This window comes from Ramlibacter sp. Leaf400 (assembly GCF_001424545.1).
Taxonomy (GTDB): Bacteria; Pseudomonadota; Gammaproteobacteria; order Burkholderiales; family Burkholderiaceae_C; genus Ramlibacter.
Map to the genome: position 1 here is coordinate 104,038 of NZ_LMQL01000010.1, position 19,582 is coordinate 123,619.

The window sequence follows — 19,582 nt, forward strand, 5'->3', positions numbered from 1 at the left end:
TCCGACCCGCGGGCTTCAGGGGTTCAGTGCGCCGACGCACAATCCGCCCCGATGTCCGTCGCCGAGCCACCCCACCGCCACGTAGAACCGGCCCGCCCGCCCGCAGGCGGCGATGTCGCGCAAGCGCCGGCGGCGCAGCCCCCGCTGGACACGCTGGCGTGGCTGCCCTGGCTGTGCCTGCTCCTTCCGCTGCTCATCTACGGGGCCGTCGGCGTGTACCGCTACCAGCAGCTGCAAGCCGAGACCGAAGTGCGGCTCGACCGCGCGCTGCGCATCGCCACCGAGCATGCGCTCAGGGTGATGGACACCACCGAGGCGCTGCTGGCGCGCGTCGGCGACATCGCGGCCGGCCCTACTGACCGCCTCGGCCGCGACGAGGCGGCCATCCACGTGCAGCTGCGCGCGATGGCGGCCAACAAGCCGCAGCTGCAGGACATCCTGGTGTTCGGACCCGATGGGCGGCCCAGGGCCACCAGCCGCTTCTTCCCCGCGCCGGACGTGGACGCGAGCGACCGCGACTACTTCCAGTGGCACCGCAACGGCCGCGGCGGCCTGTACGTCTCCGCGCCGCTGGTGTCGCGCTCCACCGGCGAGCCCTTCTTCGACGTGAGCGTGGCGCGCCCCGAGCCGGACGGCAGCTTCGGCGGCGTGCTGTCGGTCAGCCTGCGGCCGGACTACTTCCACCAGTTCCACGGCGACCTGGCGGCCGACGAGCCCGGCCTGGCGATCAACATGCTGCGCGAGGACGGCCAGGTCTACACGCGCTGGCCGCAGCTGGCGCGCGCGCCGGAGCGCCTGGCCCCGGGCAGCCCGGTGATGGCGGGCATCCGCTCAGGCGCCCGCTCGGGCATGGTGCGCGGCGTGTCGTCGATGGACGGCCGCGATCGGCTGCTGGCCTTCCGCCGCGTCGGCGACTACCCGATCTACCTGGGCACCGGCATGGACCTGGCCGAGATGCGCATGCGATGGCTGCGCGAGATGGGCCTGCTGGCGGCTTTTGGCCTGCCGTCGGTGCTGGGCCTGTTCTGGGCGGCGCGCGTGGCCCTGCGCCGCAGCCGCGAGGCGCTGGAGGCCGCCCGTCGGCTGCGGCAGGAGACCGAGGCGCGCAGGCACGTCGAGGAGGCGCTGCTGCAGGCGCAGAAGCTCGAGGCCCTGGGCCGGCTGACCGGCGGCGTGGCCCACGATTTCAACAACGCGCTGATGGTGATCAGCAACAACCTGGTGCTGCTGCAGAGGAAGCACCCGGAGACGTCCAGCCGCTACACCGAATCGATCGGACGGGCGGTGGACTCGGCCACCAAGCTCACGCGGCAGCTGCTGGCGTTCTCGCGCCGCCAGGCGCTGGTGCCCGAGCACGTGCCGTTGCAGCAGCGCCTGCCGGCGGTGCGCGACCTGCTCGGGCCGGTGCTGGGCAGCCGCATGGAGCTGTCGATCGAGGTCGATGGCGCGACCCGGCCGATCCGGGTGGACGCGGCGGAATTCGAGCTCGGCCTGCTCAACCTGGCGATCAACGCGCGCGATGCCACTGGGCAGAACGGCCGGCTCTCGATCCGCGCTCGCAACGCCGCCCCCGACGAATGCCCGCCGCTGGTCGACGGGCCGATGGTGCTGGTTGAGGTGGCCGACAACGGGCCGGGCATCCCCGCGCAGATCCTGCCGCGCGTGTTCGAGCCGTTCTTCACCACCAAGCCGGTGGGCGAGGGCACGGGGCTGGGGCTGAGCCAGGTCTACGCCCTGTGCCAGCGCGCCGGCGGCACGGCCACCATCGCCAGCGCGCCGGACAGCGGCACCACGGTGCGGATGTTCTTCCCGCCCGACACGTCGCCGGTGGTGCGCGACGACACGCTGCCCGCGGTGCAGGAGGAGCTGTCGCTCAATGTGCTGCTCGTGGAAGACAACGCCGAGGTCGCGCACGCCCTGGTGCCGATGCTCGAAGGCATGGGCTGCCGGGTCACGCATTTCGACCGCGCCCGCGCGGCGCGCGACTGGCTCGCGCGACAGGCCACACTGCCCGACGTGCTGCTCAGCGACGTGGTGATGCCGGGCGAGCTGGATGGCGTGGCGCTGGCGCGCGAGGTGCGGGAGCGCTGGCCGGCCCTGCGCGTGGTGCTGATGACCGGCTATGCGGAGCAGCTCGACGCGATCGGCCGCCTGGGGCTGGAAGTCCTGCCCAAGCCCTGCACGCCCGTGATGCTGCTGCAGGCCCTCTCGCGCCCCCCGGCGCCGTGATGACCTTCACGGTTGCAGTCGGTGGTGTGATGTTTCACCGGTGTTGCACCTGCGCGGCGGGCTGCTGCCTAGCATGGGTCTCATGCGCTACACCCGTGAAGAGTACGCCAACATGCAGGCTGTGCAGCGCCGCGTGGCGCGGGCCGAAGCCGACTACGCGCGCTTTCGCGCCGCCTACCTGGAGATCGCGCAGACGCAGCCCGACCATGAGGTCGCGCTGGCCATGATCGGCGCGGACATGAACCGGGCCCACGCCTACCTGCAAGCCTTGATCGGCCTGCCGCCCACCCCGTTCGAGAAGCAGCCCAGCGTGGTGGTGATGCGCGAGGCGCGGCGACTGGCCGAAGAGAAGGGCAAGCACTAGGCCCACGCCTGCCCGGCGGTGGGGTCCCAGGCTTCCTAGAATCGAAGCCTTGCACGACCCTGCCGCTTCCCCCGAACTGATCCACCTCCCCGAGGCGCAGGCGCGCCGGCTCGTGCTGGCGCAGGCGCTCGAAGCGGGCGACCCGGAAGGCAAGCTGGTCGGCCGGCTGGAGCGCGAGCAGATCGAGCGCGACGCGCTGGCCGCCACCGGCGACCCGGCCCGCGGCGAGCCGCTGGATCCCAAGGCCTACCTGCTGGCGCGCACCGACCGGCTGCTGGACCTCCTGTCCCATCGCCAGCCCGCGCTGGCCTCCCTGCAGCAGCCGCCGGCCTGGCAGGCCTGGATCGCCTGGGCCTTGCCGCTGGTCGCGCTGGTCGCCGGCGCGCTGATCGAGCGCATCGACAACCCGCGGCAGGTCAACCTGCTGTCGCCGCCCTTGCTCGCGTTCCTGTTCTGGAACCTGGCCGTCTACGTCCTGCTGGTCGTGCTGGCCCTGCGCACGCCGGGCCCGGCCAAGGAGAGGGCCGGGTGGTGGCCGCGCTGGTTCGCCCGTCGCGAGGGCGGGCTGCGCGGCCAGGTGGCGCGGCGCTTCCACCAGGCCTGGTGGCAGGTCGCGGGCGCGCTGGAGGCTCAGCGCTGGCGGCGCATCCTGCACCTCTCGGCCGCCTTCTGGGCCATCGGCGTGGGGCTGTCGATCGTGCTGGGCGGGCTGGTGCGGGAGTACCGCATCGGCTGGGAGAGCACGCTGCTGGACCTGCCCCAGGTGCACGCGTTCCTCAGCGCGCTGTTCGCGCCGGTGGTCGCGCTCACGCCGCTGCAGCCGTTCAGCATGGATGAACTGGCGCGCCTGCACTTCACCAGCGGCTCCGGCGTGGGGCGCGAGGAGGCGCGGCGCTGGGTCTTCCTCTACCTGGCGCTGCTCGGCCTGGTGGTGGTGCTGCCGCGATTGCTGCTGGCCGCCGTGGCGTGGTGGCGCGAACGCTGGGGCGCGCGCGCCCTGGCGATCGACCTGGGGGATGCGTCGTTCGCGCCCGTGCTCGGCCGGGTGCGGCCCGCGCGTGTGTCGCTGCTGCTGGTGGACGCGGCCGATGCGCGCACGACGGTGATCGAACAAGCCTTGCGGCAGGCCGGGGGCGTGCCACCGCCGGCGGACCCGCGCGAGGCCTGGACCGTGCTCTCGACCGCGCGCGGCGACGTGCTGCAGTGCAGGGCGCAGGCGGCCCCGGCAGGAGGCAATGGGCCCGCGGCCGCTTCGAAGCCCGCGTTCTGGTCCCGCTGGCTCGCGCCGGACGCCCCGGCGAAGGGACCGCGGGCGCCGGTCGACCTGGTCCTGCTGGCCGCCGACCTGCCGTTGACCGACGCGGCGCTGGCCGCCTGCCGCGAACCCGCGTTGCCCGTCGTGTGGCTGCTGGGGCAGGGCAACGAAGCCGAGGCCTCGGCCATGCTGCGGCGCGCCGGCCTGGCGGGCGAGGTGCTGCCCGCGCACGCCCTGCCGACCTGGCGCGAGGACCGGCGGCTGCACGCCGCCCTGGCGCGCCAGCTGCCGCCCTACAAGGCGCCGGGCATGGAGCGCCTGGGCCAGGCGTGGCGCCAGCGCGCGCAGGGACGGCTGGCCGAATCGATGTGCCTGCTCGCGGCCGAACTGCTGCTGGCCGCGCGCGAGACCCACCAGCTCGCGGCCGAGCCGGTGGGCGTGCGGCAGCTGGTGGTGCGGGGCGAGCGCGAGGCGCAGCACGAGGCCCGGCGCGACGCGGCCGCGGCCATCGCGGCGCGGCTGCGCGAGCGGCAGGCCGCCAACGATGCGCGGCTGCTGTCCTTGCACGGCCTGGACGGCGTGCTGCCGGCGACCGGCTGGCAGCCTGTGCTGCCGCAGCGCTTCGACGTGCAGCAGGCCGTGCATGAGCCGCAGGCGGGCCTGGCCGGTGCCGCCAGCGGCGCGGCCATGGGCGCCGCGGTGGACCTGATGACGGGCGGACTCACGCTGGGGGCTGCCGCGGCCATCGGTGCGCTGGTCGGGGGCGGGGCCGGGCTGGTGGGCGCGGCGCTGAAGAACCGGCGCACCGAGCCCGGGCTCACCAGCGTCGCGCTGGGCGACGAGATGATGAAGGCGCTGGTGCAGTCGGCGCTGGTGCGCTACCTCGCGGTGGTGCACGAGCGGCGCGCGGCGCCGGAGACGCAGCGCTGGGCTGCGATGGCGGAGGCAGCGGTCGAGGAGGAAGCTACCGTCCTGCGGCAGCTGTGGCTGGAGACGCGGGCCGAGCCCGCAGGGCCGGCGGAGACGAGGCTGGCGGAAAGGCTGGAGCGGCTGGCGCTGCAGCTGCTGGCGCAGTTGCACGGGGCGGAATGAAGAACGTCCCCCTGCAGCGGGGGGCTGCAGGGGGACGGCTCTGGATTCCCGCTTAGGCGGGAATGACGGAAGAGGCGTTACGGCTTGCGAACGACCTTGTCGACGGCTTCTTCGACGTCGCCGACCTTCTTCTGGACCTTGCCTTCCTGCTCACGTGCATGGCCGCGGGCTTCCTGCTCGCGGTTGCCGGTCACGCGGCCGAGGTGCTCCTGGGCTTCGCCCACGCCTTCCTTGATCTTGCCCTTGACTTGCTCTTCGTTCATGGAGGTACTCCTTTGTCCAAACGGGTTGGTGAAAGCAGGTTAAGCCGCAAGCCGGCCCGCGCGTGCAAGAGCAGGGCCCTCTTGCGCGTCCGCCCGCTCCGACAGGAGACCCCGAACCGGCGTTCAGCCCCGTGACTCGACCGTCTCGCGCAGCCAGGCGGCAGCCTCGTCCGCCGAGGCCAGGGACGCGCCCAGGTGATCCGAGCGCGGCTCGTACAGGCGATTGGCCGGGTGCGGCGGCAGTCCCTCCCAGAGCTCGCGCTTGACCTTGCGCAGGTTGGCCAGGTCCTTGGTGGGCACGACGAGGAACACGGGCGTCCCGGGCCGCAGCCGCTGCCACACGGCGCGCCAGTTCATCACGCCGGCAGGGTCGTACCAGGACACGTAGGCAGCCGGGGTCGCGTTGGGCAGCTCGTAGCGCTCCGAGCCCACCACGGCGGCGTCGTACAGCATCGTGCGCTCCTGGCCCCGGCCCTGGGCGACCAGTTCGCGGGCGCGGGCCACCTGGTCGTCGAGCTTCTTCATGTCGGAGCCGCCATTGGGGGCGATGGACACCAGCGCGTCGACCGGCGTGCGGCCGGCCATGTGCGCGGCGAAGAAGCCGCCGATGCTGAAGCCGGCCAGCACCAGCCGCTCGGCGCCGCCGCGCCGCAGCTTGTCCAGTTCGGCCTGCACGGTGGCTTCGGCGGCGGCGACGTCGCGACTGAAGGCGGCCGGCCCGCCATAGGGCAGGTCGGGCGTGCTCACCGTCCAGCCCGCCTGCCGCCAGCGCGCGGCCAGCGGCTCCATGCTGGACCCGGTGGCGCCGATGCCGTGCAGCAGCACGATGCCGATGCGGGCCGGTCTGGTGCCAGGCGCGGGCGCGGGCGCTGGCTGTGCCGTCGCGCGGGCACCGAACAGCGACGAGATCAGCAGTGCGGCCAAGCCGCGGCGGGGCGTGTTCACCTTGGGTTCATCCATGGACAGATTCTTCCGCAGCGCGGCCGCTTCGTGTGCGGTCGGGCATGGGGATTGCCTCGCATGAAGGCGCGATTGACAGCGCTCCATCATCCAACTCAGGAGTTCGCAAAATGGTTTCCAAGAAGTACGCCCGTGTTCCCGCCTTGCTGGGCCTGTGCCTGGCCGCCGCCCTGGCCACCGCCTGCGCCAGCCGCACCAGCATGGGAGGCAGCAGCGGCTCGATGGGCAGCAGTGGCAGTTCCATGGGCACCAGCGGCAGCAGCGGCACCTCGAGCGGTTCCATGGCGAACACGCCGTCGCCCACCGGCGCCAGCACGCGGGCCAACCCGACGACCACGACCCCCAATCCGACCGGCGGAACGCCCAGCGGCACCGAAGGCGGCAGCGGGGCGGCGGGCAGCCCGGGCGGCACGCGCTGAGCTTGCACTGACGGCGGGGACTTCCCCGCGAGGGCAGGAGTCTCCCCGGGACGGCAAGGCGTCCCGGGCGGCAGGTTTTACCGTCAGAAAGCCCGGCTGACGCTCCCCGGCAGGCCTTCAACCTCGACCTTCCACCACCCCGGCAGCAAGGCCCGGACCTCGGGCTTGGCGAACCGGTCGTCGATCAGCACCACCGTGCCGCGGTCCTCGCGCGTGCGGATCACCCGTCCCGCGGCCTGCACTACCTTGCGGATGCCGGGGTAGAGGTACGCGTAGTCGTAGCCCGCGCCGAACGCGCGGCCCATGCGCCGGCGCATCTCCTCGTTGACCGGATTGACCTGCGGCAGCCCCAGCGTCGCGATGAACGCGCCGACCAGCCGGTCGCCCGGCAGGTCGATGCCCTCGCCGAACGAGCCACCGAGCACCGCGAAGCCGATGCCACGCCCGCCCGGCGCAAACCGATCCAGGAACTCGCGCCGCTGCGCCTCGGGCATGCCGGGCGCCTGCTCGAACACCGGCAGCTCCGGATGCTGTTCGCGAAGCAGGGTCGACACCCGCCGCATGTAGTCGAAGCTGCTGAAGAACGCCAGGTAGTTGCCCGGCTGCCCGGCGTAGTGCTGCGCGATCAGGCCGGCGATCGGCTCCAGCGAGCGGTCGCGGTCCTGCCAGCGCGTGGAGATGCTGCGCACCAGCCGCACCGACAGCTGCTCGGCCGAGAACGGCGAGGCCACGTCGGCCCACGCGGTGTCCTCGGGCAGGCCCAGGGTGTCGCGGTAGAAGTCGAAGGGGTTGAGCGTGGCCGAGAACAGGATGGCCGAGTTCGCGTCGCGCACGCGGGGCCCGAGGAAGGGCGCGGGGATCAGGTTGCGGATGCAGGGCAGGGCCTGCGCGCCGCGCGGCCCGGGGCGCAGCGTGACGTCGAACACCGAGTGTTCGCCGAAGGTCTCGGCCAGCCGCAGCATGGCGAGCGCGTCGAACCAGAACTGCTGCAGCTGCGGCGCGGGCTCGTGCGGCGCCTCGGCCAGGTGGTCGCCAATGGCCGACGCGGTGCGCTGCAAGGCGTCGAACCAGTCCTGCGGCAGCGTCTCGTAGGCCGCGTACTCGTCGGACTGTGCCGTGGCCAGTGCGTCCCACTCGCGCGCCAGCCTCGCCATCGCCCGGCGCACAGCCGTCGGCGCCTTGCGGCGCACGGCGTTCAGCGCGGCCGGGTCCATGCGCGCCGAGTACATCTCGCGCCCGCGGTCCGGCAGGTTGTGCGCCTCGTCGACCAGCAGCGCGGCCTTCCAGGCGTGCTCCTGCGTGAGCGCATGAAGCAGCGCGGCGCCGTCGAAGAAATAGTGGTAGTCGCCCACCACCACGTCGGTCCAGCGCGCGAGTTCCTGCGACAGGTAGTAGGGGCAGACCTGGTGGGCCAGCGCCGTCTCGCGCAGGGTGGTCCGGTCCATCTTCGACTGCGCGAGTGCGGCGGCGCGGGCCGCGGGCAGGCGGTCGTAGAAGCCCTTGGCCAGCGGGCAGGAGTCGCCGTGGCAGGCCTTGTCCGGATGCTCGCAGGCCTTGTCGCGGGCCGTCAGTTCCAGCACGCGCAGCGGCGTGCCCGGCGCGGCGATGCGGTCCAGCGCGTCCAGCGCGAGCTGGCGGCCCGGCGTCTTGGCGGCCAGGAAGAACACCTTGTCGACGCCGCGCCCCGGCAGCGCCTTGAGCACCGGGAACAGCGTGCCCACGGTCTTGCCGATGCCGGTGGGCGCCTGGGCCAGCAGGCAGCGCCCGCGCGCCGCCGCGCGCCAGGCGGCTTCGGCCAGGTCACGCTGGCCCTCGCGGAAGCTGGGGTGGGGAAAGGCGAGGGCGGTGAGCGCTGCGTCGCGCAGCCCCCGGTGCGCCAGCTCCTGGTCGGCCCAGGCGATGAAGCGCGAGCACTGGGCTTCGAAGAATTCGCGCAGTTCGGCGCGCGTGTGCACCGCCTCGATCACCGTTTCCTTCTGCGAGGCGATGTCGAAGTAGACGAGGGCCACCACCAGGGAGTCGATGCCGCGCGCCTCGCACAGCAGCGAGCCGTAGACCCGGGCCTGGGCCCAGTGCAGGTGCCGGTGGTTGGCGGGCTGGCGCGCCAGGTCGCCGCGGTGGGTCTTGATCTCCTCGAGCCGGTTGCGGCCCGGGTCGTAGCCGTCGGCGCGCCCGCGCACCCGCAGGCGAGCGAACTCGCCTTCGAGGGTCACTTCCCGTTCGTAGCCCCCGCCGCGTCGCGCGGTGACGGCCGCATGGCCGGCGATGCCCTCCAGGGCGGTGGGCGCCGGCGTGAAGCGCAGGTCGAGGTCACCGGCCTTGGCGGTGAACTCGCACAGCGCGCGGACCGGGACGGTGTACTGCATGGCCGGGATTGTCGCCGCCAGGCGGCGCGGACCCCGGCCGTGGCGGTGTCAGCCGCCCGCTTCGACCTGGTGGTAGACGCTGGTGATCGCGTAGCCCTTCTCGCTGATCTGGCCCTTGGGGTCGTCGATGCCGTAGTCCGGCATGTTGCCGTCCACGTTCAGTTCGACGTTGTTGGCCACGACCCGCCAGTCGACGTTGATCGCTTCCTGGGGGATCTCCTGGCCCGCCGGCACGGCGATGAAGGAGAGCTTGTGCTCCGGCTCGGGCCGGCGATAGATGTCCAGTTTCATTCGTGCTCCTTGAAGATCAGCCGCCCTGGTGGGGGCGCTTTCCGGGGTTCTTCTTGTTGCGCGTTGCCGTGCCGCGCTCCAGGCTGACCTTCTGGCCGACCGATTTGCGCGGAGGCGTGTAGTCCGCCGAGGCCTTGGGCGCGGGACTCCGCTGGCGGTCGGCTTCGGTGACGATTTTTCGACCCATCGTGTGACTGCTCCTGTGTTCCTGGGAGGGCATTGCGCCATGCCGCGTCCGTGCCTGGCGTAGGCCGTGTCTCACAATCGCTGTCAGTCGCCTCTGCCGAGGCCGCTGCTAGGGGCAGTGGACCGTCGTGCCCACGGTCGTGCAGGCGCCGCGCGGACCGATCAGCTGCGGGCCGGCGCGGTTCAGGCGCGTGCCGTTGCTGTCCCAGCAGCCGGCGGGATCGCACGAGGTCACGACGGGCGGTCGCTCGATCGCCGGAGACGGCGGCGCGGGCGGCACCGGCTGGGCGGGTTCGGCCGTGACGACCGGGGGCGGCACCACGAGTGGCGCCCGGGCGGTGGGTGCGGGCCGGCGCGCGTCGCCTCCGCCGCCCAGGCAGGCACGGGTGGCCTGGTGGCGCAGCGTCTCCACCTCGGCACTGCCCGGCGCCTGCTTGCGCGCGGTGTCCAGCTGCGCGAGGCGGGCGCCGCAGTCCTCGGACTTGAGCGGGTCGGCGGATGCCGACTGCCACGGCAGCAGGGCCGCGAGGGCGAGGCACGGGAAGAGGCCGGGGGATCGCATGCGGCCGTTGGACGTCCTGCGCCGGTCAAAGTTCTTCCGTTGCGTTCCTACGCCTGGCCGCAAGGCGCACCTACCGCAGCGCGCGCGCTGCGCGACCAAGATGGACCCATGCCTCCCGAGATGCCGACCCGTCCCAGCCACCCGCGCGACGCGCAGCCGCGCGCGGACACCACCTCGTCCGTGCCCGCCAAGCCGGACCACGGCGAGAACAGCGCAAGCACCCTGATCGAAGCGCCGATGAAGACGCGGCGCCGCCTGGATCCGCACGACTTTCCCGATGGCGGCGGAAGCGGCGGGGCCGAGGCCTTCAGGCGAAGCCGCGTGAAGTGACGCGACCCGCCTGAGCGGCCGCACCCCGTTCCCTGATCCCCTCCCGGGTTCGCAGGGCCAGCCACGCCGTGGCCCGCGCAGGACGTGGCCTTCCCACGGGGCGCGGTCCTACGGCCGGGGTTCGGTGGCGGAGCCATCATCGGGCGCCGATGAAGATCGCCACCTTCAACGTGAACGGGATCAAGAGCCGACTTCCCAACCTGCTCGAGTGGCTCGAACGCGAGCAGCCGGACGTGGCTTGCCTGCAGGAGCTCAAGGCGCTGGACGGCGCCTTTCCCGTCAACGAGCTTCGCGAGGCCGGCTACCAGTCGCTGTGGAAGGGCCAGCGCTCCTGGAACGGCGTGGCCATCCTCAGCGGCGGTGGCGCGCCGGTCGAGGTACGGCGCGAACTGCCGGGCGATCCCGACGACACGCACAGCCGCTACCTGGAGGCGGCGGTGGACGGCATCGTCGTGTGCTGCCTCTACCTGCCCAACGGCAACCCACAGCCGGGGCCCAAGTTCGACTACAAGCTGGCCTGGTTCGAGCGCCTGATCGAGCATGCCGCCACCCTGGCCGCCAGCCCGCACCCGGTGGTGATGGCGGGCGACTACAACGTCGTGCCGACCGACTTCGACATCTACAACCCGCGCTCCTGGCTCAAGGACGCCCTGCTGCAGCCGCAGAGCCGCGAGTGCTATTCGCGCCTGCTGGCCCAGGGCTGGACCGATGCGTTGCGAAATCGCTTCCCCGAGGAAGCGATCTTCACTTTCTGGGACTACTTCCGCCAGCATTGGCAGCGCAATGCCGGCCTGCGCATCGACCACCTGCTGCTCAACCCGGTCCTGGCGAACTGCCTGCAGGACGCCGGAGTCGATACCTGGGTGCGAGGCCAGCCCCACGCCAGCGACCACGCGCCCACCTGGGTGACGCTGGACCTCGAACGCCTGAAGCCGGCGCGTGCGCGCCGCCGCACCTGAATTCGTCAACCCCGCAAGGAGCATCGCATGAGCACCATCCTCGCCGCCTTCGACGATCGCCACGCCGCCCAGATGGCGCTGCACCGGCTGGCGCATGAAGGCATCTCGCGCGACGACCTGCACATCGAGCACGACCTGGAGCGCCTGAAGACGGTGGGCCGGGCCCGGCGCCAGAGCGACCCCTCGGTGCTGGGTGCGCTGGGACGGGTGTTCGGCGACCTGGTCAAGCTCAATGTCGACCACCACCACGTGGACGTGGTGACCGAGGCGGTGGAGCGGGGCGCCATCGTGCTGGTGGCCCGCACGGCGGACACGGGCCTGGCGCAGCGGGCGGCGGCGCTGCTCAAGGAGGCCGGTGCCTTCAGCGTGGGCGTGCAGGCGGCGGCGGTGCGGCCGCAGTAGCGCGCGCCGGGCCTACGCAAATGCCGTAAGGCTCCCCCGGATTTGCCTACCGGGCTCACGGCAGCGTTTCGCCATAGTTGTTACCCATGGCAACACATGGCAGGACGTGAAGCGATGACCACCGAGACCCAGCCGCGCGAATCGATGGCCGACGAAGCCGCCTGCGCGGGCGCCCCGGCGGGCACCCAGCCCTTCTCGATGGAGCGTCGCACCCTGACCCTGCTGTTCGTGGAGCACACCCGCTCGCGCAGCGACCCCCAGGGCGCGAGCGAAGCGCTGGAGATGCAACTGGAGTGGCTGGCCGCGCGCCACCACGGCATCCGCGACCGGCTGGCGCAATCGGGCGGCGCCCTGGTCTTCTTCGACGACGCGGTCGACTGCGTGCGCATGGCGATGGCGCTTCAGCACGGCGCCGCACCGCTGCGCCTGCGCATGGGCATCACCACCGCCTCCTGCCAGCTGGCGCGCTTCTCGCGCGGCGGCGAGGCCTTCGCCACCCTGCTGGGGGCCGAGAGCGGGCTGGCGGCGCAGGTGGCGGCCGGCGCGTCCAGCGGCAGCATCCTGATCTCGCCCTCGACCTACGCGCTGGTGCGCGACGCGGTGCACGAGGACAGCCACCACGGCCTGCTGGCCGAGGAACTCGACACGCAGCACCAGCCGCTGGCCTCGATCACCGCCACGCCCGAGCGCGGCGCCTGCGGCCTGAGCACCTTCGCCGGCCTCGGCACCCTCTACTGAGCGGGCCCTAGCCCGAGAAGCCGCCATCCGCGAGGAAGGCCCGTTCTTGCGCCGTGCCCACGCGGCCCAGCAGGTCGTTGCGGTGGGGAAACCGGCCGAACCGGGCCACGACGTCGTGGTGGTGCCGCGCCCAGCGTTCGGACTCCGGCCCGCAGTCGCGGGCCAGCTCCAGGGCCCGCTGCTGGTCCGGCAACCATTCCGAATGCGAAAACGGCAGGTGGAAGAAGGCGCGCAGCGCCTGCGCCACCTGCGCCGGGTGTCCCGCCGCCGCGGCGTGCTGCGCCACCAGCCGCGCCAGGGCATCGGTGGCGTACATGCGGCCCGAGCCCCGGAAGGCGTTGCGCGGGAACTGGTCCAGCAGCACCAGCAGGGCGAGCGAGCCCTCGGCCGTGTCCCGCCAGTCGTCCAGTGCCCCCCGCGCCGCCGCTTCGTGCGTGGCGAGGAAGCGGTCGCGGAAATCGCGGTCGAAGGCATCGTCCTTGCGGAACCAGTGCTCGGGCCCCGCTTCGCTCCAGAAACGGACGACTTCGCCAGCGGTGGCCAGGGCCTGCGTCTCGGGCATGGACGGATGGTATCGGCGCGAGCCTACAGCCGGGCGCCAGTCCCGCTCCTAGAGTGGAACTGCAGCGCAAGGCAAGGAGCCCGACATGAGCAGCAGCACCAGCATCGGCCGCGGTCCGGCCCACGGCAGCAACGAGAACCACGACGGCGACCCGACCCACACCACGCTGGGCGAAGGCGCGTCGCAGGAAGAGGCCCCCGCCGGCAGCGAAGCGCTGGACAAGGCCGCGCCCGAAGTCCGGCCCACTGTCGAGCGCAGCCCGCGGGAACTCGAGGCTGCGCGCGGCCACTTGCCCCAAGACAAATGAAGCAAGCGCGGCCACAGGAGTCCTCCATTCGGTAAGGACACCCTGCCGCAGGCGCGCCCGGGGTGGAGGTGAAAAGTAGAATACGCGGTTCCCCTCCGGACCCACTGCCTTGAACGCCCCCGTCGACGTTTCCCTGTTCGCGCGCGCCGCCAAGCCGATCACCAGCTATCGGCGGTACTGGGCTGCGCGCTTCGGCACGGCGCCCTTCCTGCCGATGAGCCGCGAGGAGATGGACAGGCTCGGCTGGGACAGCTGCGACATCGTCCTGGTCACGGGCGACGCCTACGTCGACCACCCTAGCTTCGGCATGGCGGTGATCGGGCGCGTGCTGGAGGCGCAGGGCTTCCGCGTGGGCATCATCGCCCAGCCCGACTGGCAGTCGGCCGAGCCGTTCAAGGCGCTGGGCAGGCCCAACCTGTTCTTCGGCGTCACGGCCGGCAACATGGATTCGATGATCAACCGGTACACCGCCGACCGGAAGATCCGCAGCGACGACGCCTACACGCCGGGCGACGAGGGCGGCAAGCGGCCGGACCGCGCTTCGCTGGTCTATTCGCAGCGCTGCCGCGAGGCCTTCCCCGAGGCGCCCATCGTGCTGGGCGGCATCGAGGGCAGCCTGCGCCGCATCGCGCACTACGACTACTGGCAGGACAAGGTGCGCCGCTCGGTGCTGGTCGACAGCAAGGCCGACCTGCTGCTGTACGGCAATGCCGAACGCGCCATCGTGGAGATCGCGCACCGGCTGGCCGGCAAGGAGCCGGTGGAGCGCATCACCGACGTGCGCGGCACCGCCTTCATCCGGCGCGAGACGCCCGAAGGCTGGCTGCAGGTCGACTCGACCGAGGTCGACCAGCCCGGGCGCGTGGAGGAGCACGTCAATCCGTACATGACGACGTCCGACCAGGCCAAGGCCCAGGGGACGTCGTGCGCGAAGGAGGAGGGCGGCCAACCGCCGGCGGCCACGCAGGCCCTGACCTTCGTGCCCAACCCGCGCCTGAGGCTCAATCGCGACCGCACCGTCATCCGCCTGCCGTCGTACGAGCAGGTGAAGTCCGACCCCGTGCTCTACGCCCACGCCAACCGCGTGCTGCACCTGGAGACCAACCCGGGCAACGCCCGCGCGCTGGTGCAGGCCCATGGGGACCGCGACGTGTGGCTGAACCCGCCGCCGATCCCGCTCACCACGGCGGAGATGGACCACGTGTTCGGCCTGCCGTATGCGCGCAGCCCGCACCCGGCGTACGCCGACCAGGCCGGCTCGCACGATGGCGAGACCAAGATCCCCGCGTGGGAGATGATCCGCTTCTCCGTGAACATCATGCGCGGCTGCTTCGGCGGCTGCACCTTCTGCTCCATCACGGAACACGAAGGCCGGATCATCCAGAGCCGAAGCGAGGACTCGGTGATCCGCGAGATCGAGGAGATCCGCGACAAGGTGCCCGGCTTCACCGGCGTCATCTCCGACCTGGGCGGGCCCACCGCCAACATGTACCGCATCGGCTGCAAGTCGCCCGAGATCGAGGCCGCCTGCCGCAAGCCCAGCTGCGTGTACCCGGGCATCTGCTCCAACCTGAACACCGACCACCGGCACCTGATCGCCATGTACCGGCGCGCCCGCGCGCTCAAGGGCATCAAGAAGATCCTGATCGGCTCCGGCCTGCGCTACGACCTGGCCGTGCAGTCGCCCGAGTACGTCAAGGAGCTGGTGCAGCACCACGTGGGCGGCTACCTGAAGATCGCGCCCGAGCACACCGAGGGCGGGCCGCTGTCCAAGATGATGAAGCCGGGCATCGGCAGCTACGACCGCTTCAAGCAGATGTTCGAGAAGTTCTCGGCCGAGGCGGGCAAGAAGCAGTACCTGATCCCGTACTTCATCGCGGCGCACCCGGGCACCAGCGACGAGGACATGATGAACCTCGCCATCTGGCTCAAGCGCAACGGCTTCCGCGCCGACCAGGTCCAGACCTTCTATCCCAGCCCGATGGCCACGGCCACCGCCATGTACCACTCGGGCCGCAACACGCTGCGCAAGGTGCGGCGTGAGGCGACCGAGGAGGATTCGGTGGACGTCGTGCGCGGCGAGAAGCGCCGCCGCCTGCACAAGGCGTTCCTGCGCTACCACGACCCGAACAACTGGCCGGTGCTGCGCGACGCGCTCAAGGCCATGGGCCGCGCCGACCTGATCGGCAACGGCAAGCACCACCTGGTGCCCAGCTTCCAGCCCGTCACCGACGGCGGCTACACCAGCGCGCGCCGCAAGAACTCCACGCTGGCGGGGCAGCCGAAGCGCGGGGCGATGCTCACCCAGCATACGGGGCTGCCGCCTCGGGTCACGGGTGGGAAGACGGTGGCGCGCAAGGCGCGCTGAGGGCGATCACCGTCATTCCCGCGAAGGCGGGAATCCAGTGCTTCCTCAGCCCTGCAGCGTGTGCAGCGGCAGGTCCTTCTCCAGCGCCATCCGATCCAGCTCCTCGCGCGTCTTCGACGCCATGAACTGCGCGATCGCCTCGTGCGTCGCCGGCGCGAACATGGCCTTGATGTCCGATGCGGCCACGCCCGCGGCCGCGCACAGGGCGGCGGCGAAGTGCGGCTCCAGGGCGGCCACGGCGACGCGGCCGTCGCGGCAGGGATAGACGCGGTAGCCCGCGTGCGCGCCGCCCACGGCGCCTGAAGGGTGCGTCAGGCCCCAGTGGCGCGGCAGCGCCAGGTAGGCGGCGGCGTCGGACAGGGCGACCTCGAAATGGCGGCCTTGCGGGTGCACGTCGCCCGATCCGTCGTAGCGCTCGGACTGCAGCAGCGCGGCCTGCAGCACTGCCTCGCTGGCCGCCAGCGAGCCGCCCATGTCGGCGAACAGGGTCGCAGGCAGCTCGGTGCCGTTCACCAGGCCGTTCTCGGCGAGGTAGGTCAGGTCGTGGCCCGGCACCTCGGCGGCTTCGCCCGGGCCGCCCACGATCGCCACCTGGCAGAGCGATGGGTAGCGGCTGTGCAGTTGCGGCCAGTCCAGGCCCAGCTTCTTCATCGCGGACGGCCGGAACGAGGTGAGCAGCACGTCGGTGCGGGCCAGTTCGCGGTGCAGGACGGACTGGCCTTCTTCCGCCTTCAGGTCGGCCTGGAGGACCTCGATGCCTTCGTGCAGCTCGGCGTACGCGGCCGCGTTGTAGTGCTTCATCGGGTCGCCGGAGGGCGGCTCGAGCTTGGTGCAGGTCGCGCCCATGCGGCGGCAGCGCATCAGGGCGGCCGGGCCGGGCAGGTTGAGGGCGAGGCTGAGGATGCGGACGCTGGCGAGCGGGCGGGGCGCGGTCATGGCGCAGAGGCTAGCAGAGCGGGCGCGCAAACCACGAGCCTCATTCGTCATTCCCGCGAAGGCGGGAATCCAGTGCTTCCGCCTTCAGGCCTCGAGGGACGCCCTGGATCCCCGCCTGCGCGGGGATGACGGATCACAAAGGCAGCCCCACGTAGTTCTCCGCCAGTGACGTCGACGCCGCCTGCGAGTGCACCAGGTACTCCAGCTCCGCATCCTGCAGCCGCTGCTCGAACGCACCCGTGTCGGGGAAGCGGTGCATCAGCGAGGTCAGCCACCACGAGAACCGCTCGGCCTTCCACACGCGCTGGAGCGCCCGGTCGGAGTAATGGTCCAGGCCCGCCGCGCTGCGCTCGCGGTAATGCTCGATGAGGGCCGAGGACAGGTACTTCACGTCGCTGGCCGCGAGGTTCAGGCCCTTGGCGCCGGTGGGGGGCACGATGTGGGCGGCGTCGCCGGCCAGGAACATGCGGCCGAACCGCATCGGCTCGGCGACGAAGCTGCGCAGCGGCGCGATGCTCTTCTCGATCGACGGGCCGGTGACGATGCTGGCGGCCAGGTGCGGGTCGACGCGGCGCTTGAGTTCGTCCCAGAAGCGCTCGTCCGACCAGTCCTCCACCTTGTCGTCCAGCGGGCACTGCACGTAGTAGCGGCTGCGCGTGAGGCTGCGCATGGAACACAGCGAGAAGCCGCGTTCGCTGTTGCCGTACACGATGGCATGAGGCGACACCGGCGGCACGTCGGCCAGCACGCCCAGCCAGCCGAAGGGATAGACCTTCTCGTACTCGGTGACCTTGTCCTTGACCGTGGCGCGCGAAACGCCGTGGAAGCCGTCGCAACCGGCGATGAAGTCGCACTGCAGTTCGTGCTCCTGGCCGCCATGGCGGTAGCGCACCACGGGCTTGTCGCCGTCGAAGCCGTGCGGGCTCACGTCCGCGGCCTCGTAGACCGTGGGCAGGCCGGCCGCCTTGCGGGCTTCCATCAGATCGCGCGTGAGCTCGGTCTGGCCGTAGGCCGTGACCACCTTGCCGCCGGTGAGCTTGTCCACCTGGATCGGGTGCCGCTCGCCGCGGAACACCAGTTCGATCGCGTGGTGGACGATGCCGTCGTGGTGCAGCCGCTGGCCGACGCCGGCCTCGTCCATCAGGTCGACCGTCACCTGCTCCAGGATGCCGGCGCGGATGCGGCCCAGCACGTAGTCGGCGGTCTGCCGCTCCAGGATCACGTTCTCGATGCCGGCCTTGTGCAGCAACTGGCCGAGCAGCAGGCCGGCGGGGCCTGCGCCGATGATGGCGACCTGGGTCTTGGGCATCGCTTCGTCTCCACGCGTGTTCGTTCCGGCGAAGCTTAGGCGCGCGAGGTGCGCGAGGCGAGGGCGGGGCGCGGCCTTTGTGCGATCATTGCGCGGCTTGCGCGATCATCGCGCAGCCCCATCGACGCATGATCGCCCGAGCCGATTTCATCGAAGGCATGGCCAAGGGCCTGGCCGTGCTGGAGAGCTTCGACACCGAACGCCAGCGCCTGAACGCCACGCTGGCGGCGCAGCGCGCCGGCCTCACGCGCGCGGCCGCGCGGCGCCACCTGCTGACCCTGGCGCACCTGGGCTACCTGGAAACGGACGGCAGCCATTTCTGGCTGGCGCCCAAGGTGCTGAGGTTCTCCGGCAGCTACCTGGCATCGGCCCGGCTGCCGCGGGCGCTCCAGCCCACGCTGGACCGGCTGGCCGCCCGCACCGGCGAGGCCTTCTCGGCCGTGGTGCTCGATGGCGACCAGGTGGTGATCGTCGCCCGCAGCGGCCCGACCCGGATGCTGGCCTACGGCCTGCACCTGGGCGCCCGGTTGCCGGCGCACGCCACCTCCACCGGCCGGGTGCTGCTGGCCGCCAAACCCAAGGCCGAGTTCACGGCCTGGCTCAAGGGGCGCGAACTGCCGCGCCTGACGGCCCACACGACCATCGATCCCCAGCAGCTGAGGCAGCGCATCGAGCAGGTCCGCCAGCAGGACTGGTGCGTGGCCAGCGAAGAGCACGAGCTCGGCGTCCATGCCGCGGCCGTGCCGCTGCGCAACCTCGAGGGCCGGGTGGTCGCGGCGCTGAACGTGGTGACGCGGCTGGAGCGGCTGCAGCCGCCGGTGTTCGCGCGGGAGGTGCTGCCGCTGCTGCAGGACGCGGCGCGGGAGCTGCGGCCGCTGCTGTAGGCCTGGTTTCGCAAGCACCGGATCGATTCCCGCCTTCGCGGGAGTGACGAGCCAGGAATAAGCAAACAACAAGAGATTCGTTGGGTTTTCATAACCCAGCCACCACAATTTCTGCTCCTCTTATTCAGGATCAGAAGCAATGCCGACGCTGCGCTTGGGCGACACCGCACCGGATTTCCAGCAGGACTCCACCGAGGGCCCGATCTCCTTTCACCAGTGGGCGGGCAACGACTGGGTCGTGCTGTTCTCGCACCCGGCCGACTTCACGCCGGTGTGCACCACGGAGCTGGGCAAGACGGCGGCGCTGAACGGCGAGTTCGCCAGGCGGGGCGTCAAGCCGATCGCGGTGAGCGTGGACCCGGTCGATTCGCACCACGAGTGGGTGGGCGACATCAACGAGACGCAGGACACCACCGTCACCTTCCCGATCCTGGCCGACGCGGACAAGAAGGTCGCGACGCTCTACGACATGATCCACCCGAACTCGCTGGTCAACGCCACCGTGCGCAGCGTGTTCGTCATCGATCCGAAGAAGACGGTGCGGCTGACGCTCACCTACCCGGCGAGCACGGGCCGCAACTTCGACGAGATCCTGCGGGTCATCGATTCGCTGCAGCTGACCGACAGCCACAAGGTCGCGACGCCGGCCAACTGGAAGGACGGCGACGACGTCGTGATCCTGCCCAGCCTGCAGGACCCGGCGGAGCTGGCCCAGCGTTTCCCCAAGGGCTTCCGGGCCGTCAGGCCCTACCTGCGCCTGACACCTCAGCCGAACAAATAACGGACGGATACGAGGCTGC

At 71.6% G+C, this 19,582-nt stretch carries 21 protein-coding genes; 12 read left to right on the plus strand and 9 right to left on the minus strand.

Features of this window, described 5'->3' with window-relative positions; genetic code table 11:
- Nucleotides 1–51 precede the first annotated feature (51 nt).
- From ASG30_RS11510 to ASG30_RS11520, 3 genes are all read left to right on the plus strand, one after another.
- On the plus strand, nt 52–2,229 hold the full coding sequence (locus ASG30_RS11510; protein ID WP_055896202.1) for a hybrid sensor histidine kinase/response regulator: 2,178 nt from the start codon (nt 52–54) through the stop codon (nt 2,227–2,229).
- Between the two features lie 82 nt (nt 2,230–2,311).
- Nucleotides 2,312–2,593, plus strand: a complete 282-nt coding sequence (locus ASG30_RS11515) for a hypothetical protein (RefSeq protein ID WP_055896204.1) — start codon at nt 2,312–2,314, stop codon at nt 2,591–2,593.
- Nucleotides 2,594–2,642: 49 nt separating this feature from the next.
- On the plus strand, nt 2,643–4,940 hold the full coding sequence (locus ASG30_RS11520; RefSeq protein WP_055896207.1) for a DUF3482 domain-containing protein: 2,298 nt from the start codon (nt 2,643–2,645) through the stop codon (nt 4,938–4,940).
- A 77-nt stretch (nt 4,941–5,017) separates the two neighbouring features.
- Here ASG30_RS11520 and ASG30_RS11525 read toward each other — a convergent pair whose 3' ends face one another.
- Entirely contained in the window at nt 5,018–5,203 is a 186-nt protein-coding gene (locus tag ASG30_RS11525) for a CsbD family protein (RefSeq protein WP_055896209.1), read from the minus strand.
- Nucleotides 5,204–5,326: 123 nt separating this feature from the next.
- A complete protein-coding gene (locus ASG30_RS11530) occupies nt 5,327–6,163 on the minus strand; it encodes an alpha/beta hydrolase (protein ID WP_055896212.1) in 837 nt (278 codons plus the stop codon).
- Between the two features lie 110 nt (nt 6,164–6,273).
- Between ASG30_RS11530 and ASG30_RS11535 the strand changes: the two genes are divergently transcribed.
- On the plus strand, nt 6,274–6,582 hold the full coding sequence (locus tag ASG30_RS11535) for a hypothetical protein (protein WP_055896215.1): 309 nt from the start codon (nt 6,274–6,276) through the stop codon (nt 6,580–6,582).
- 83 nt (nt 6,583–6,665) lie between these two features.
- On the opposite strand, the gene ASG30_RS11540 is transcribed toward ASG30_RS11535, so the two are convergent.
- The 4 genes from ASG30_RS11540 to ASG30_RS11550 form a co-directional block, all read right to left on the minus strand.
- On the minus strand, nt 6,666–8,948 hold the full coding sequence (locus tag ASG30_RS11540; protein ID WP_055896218.1) for an ATP-dependent DNA helicase: 2,283 nt from the start codon (nt 8,946–8,948) through the stop codon (nt 6,666–6,668).
- A 48-nt stretch (nt 8,949–8,996) separates the two neighbouring features.
- Nucleotides 8,997–9,239 (minus strand): DUF6139 family protein, encoded by a 243-nt coding sequence (locus ASG30_RS11545; protein WP_055896221.1) that lies wholly within the window; start codon nt 9,237–9,239, stop codon nt 8,997–8,999.
- Nucleotides 9,240–9,255: 16 nt separating this feature from the next.
- Complete coding sequence (locus tag ASG30_RS22865) at nt 9,256–9,426, minus strand: hypothetical protein (protein WP_200947299.1); 171 nt, start codon at nt 9,424–9,426, stop codon at nt 9,256–9,258.
- Between the two features lie 108 nt (nt 9,427–9,534).
- A complete protein-coding gene (locus tag ASG30_RS11550) occupies nt 9,535–9,987 on the minus strand; it encodes a hypothetical protein (protein WP_055896225.1) in 453 nt (150 codons plus the stop codon).
- 108 nt (nt 9,988–10,095) lie between these two features.
- Between ASG30_RS11550 and ASG30_RS11555 the strand changes: the two genes are divergently transcribed.
- From ASG30_RS11555 to ASG30_RS11570, 4 genes are all read left to right on the plus strand, one after another.
- Entirely contained in the window at nt 10,096–10,317 is a 222-nt protein-coding gene (locus tag ASG30_RS11555; RefSeq protein ID WP_055896229.1) for a hypothetical protein, read from the plus strand.
- 149 nt (nt 10,318–10,466) lie between these two features.
- Nucleotides 10,467–11,276: an exodeoxyribonuclease III gene (xth, locus tag ASG30_RS11560; RefSeq protein WP_055896231.1), complete on the plus strand. Its 810-nt coding sequence runs from the start codon at nt 10,467–10,469 to the stop codon at nt 11,274–11,276.
- A gap of 27 nt (nt 11,277–11,303) precedes the next feature.
- Complete coding sequence (locus ASG30_RS11565) at nt 11,304–11,678, plus strand: hypothetical protein (protein ID WP_055896234.1); 375 nt, start codon at nt 11,304–11,306, stop codon at nt 11,676–11,678.
- Between the two features lie 114 nt (nt 11,679–11,792).
- The gene (locus ASG30_RS11570) at nt 11,793–12,416 is read left to right on the plus strand and encodes a hypothetical protein (RefSeq protein WP_055896237.1); all 624 of its coding nucleotides are present in this window, start codon (nt 11,793–11,795) and stop codon (nt 12,414–12,416) included.
- A 7-nt stretch (nt 12,417–12,423) separates the two neighbouring features.
- Here the strand turns inward: ASG30_RS11570 and ASG30_RS11575 are convergent, their stop codons facing one another.
- A complete protein-coding gene (locus tag ASG30_RS11575) occupies nt 12,424–12,978 on the minus strand; it encodes a DUF924 family protein (RefSeq protein ID WP_055896240.1) in 555 nt (184 codons plus the stop codon).
- An 85-nt stretch (nt 12,979–13,063) separates the two neighbouring features.
- Between ASG30_RS11575 and ASG30_RS11580 the strand changes: the two genes are divergently transcribed.
- Nucleotides 13,064–13,285, plus strand: a complete 222-nt coding sequence (locus tag ASG30_RS11580; RefSeq protein WP_055896243.1) for a hypothetical protein — start codon at nt 13,064–13,066, stop codon at nt 13,283–13,285.
- A 109-nt stretch (nt 13,286–13,394) separates the two neighbouring features.
- Nucleotides 13,395–15,653: a YgiQ family radical SAM protein gene (locus ASG30_RS11585; protein WP_055896246.1), complete on the plus strand. Its 2,259-nt coding sequence runs from the start codon at nt 13,395–13,397 to the stop codon at nt 15,651–15,653.
- Between the two features lie 45 nt (nt 15,654–15,698).
- Here the strand turns inward: ASG30_RS11585 and ASG30_RS11590 are convergent, their stop codons facing one another.
- Nucleotides 15,699–16,589 carry a CoA transferase gene (locus tag ASG30_RS11590; protein ID WP_055896249.1) on the minus strand — a complete coding sequence of 297 codons (891 nt, stop codon included), beginning with the start codon at nt 16,587–16,589 and terminating at the stop codon, nt 15,699–15,701.
- Between the two features lie 133 nt (nt 16,590–16,722).
- Complete coding sequence (gene pobA / locus ASG30_RS11595) at nt 16,723–17,898, minus strand: 4-hydroxybenzoate 3-monooxygenase (RefSeq protein ID WP_055896251.1); 1,176 nt, start codon at nt 17,896–17,898, stop codon at nt 16,723–16,725.
- Nucleotides 17,899–18,026: 128 nt separating this feature from the next.
- Here pobA and ASG30_RS11600 point away from each other — a divergent pair, with 128 nt between their 5' ends.
- Nucleotides 18,027–18,782 carry an IclR family transcriptional regulator domain-containing protein gene (locus ASG30_RS11600; RefSeq protein WP_055896255.1) on the plus strand — a complete coding sequence of 252 codons (756 nt, stop codon included), beginning with the start codon at nt 18,027–18,029 and terminating at the stop codon, nt 18,780–18,782.
- A gap of 139 nt (nt 18,783–18,921) precedes the next feature.
- Nucleotides 18,922–19,563: a peroxiredoxin gene (locus ASG30_RS11605; protein ID WP_055896258.1), complete on the plus strand. Its 642-nt coding sequence runs from the start codon at nt 18,922–18,924 to the stop codon at nt 19,561–19,563.
- The last annotated feature ends 19 nt before the right edge of the window (nt 19,564–19,582 follow it).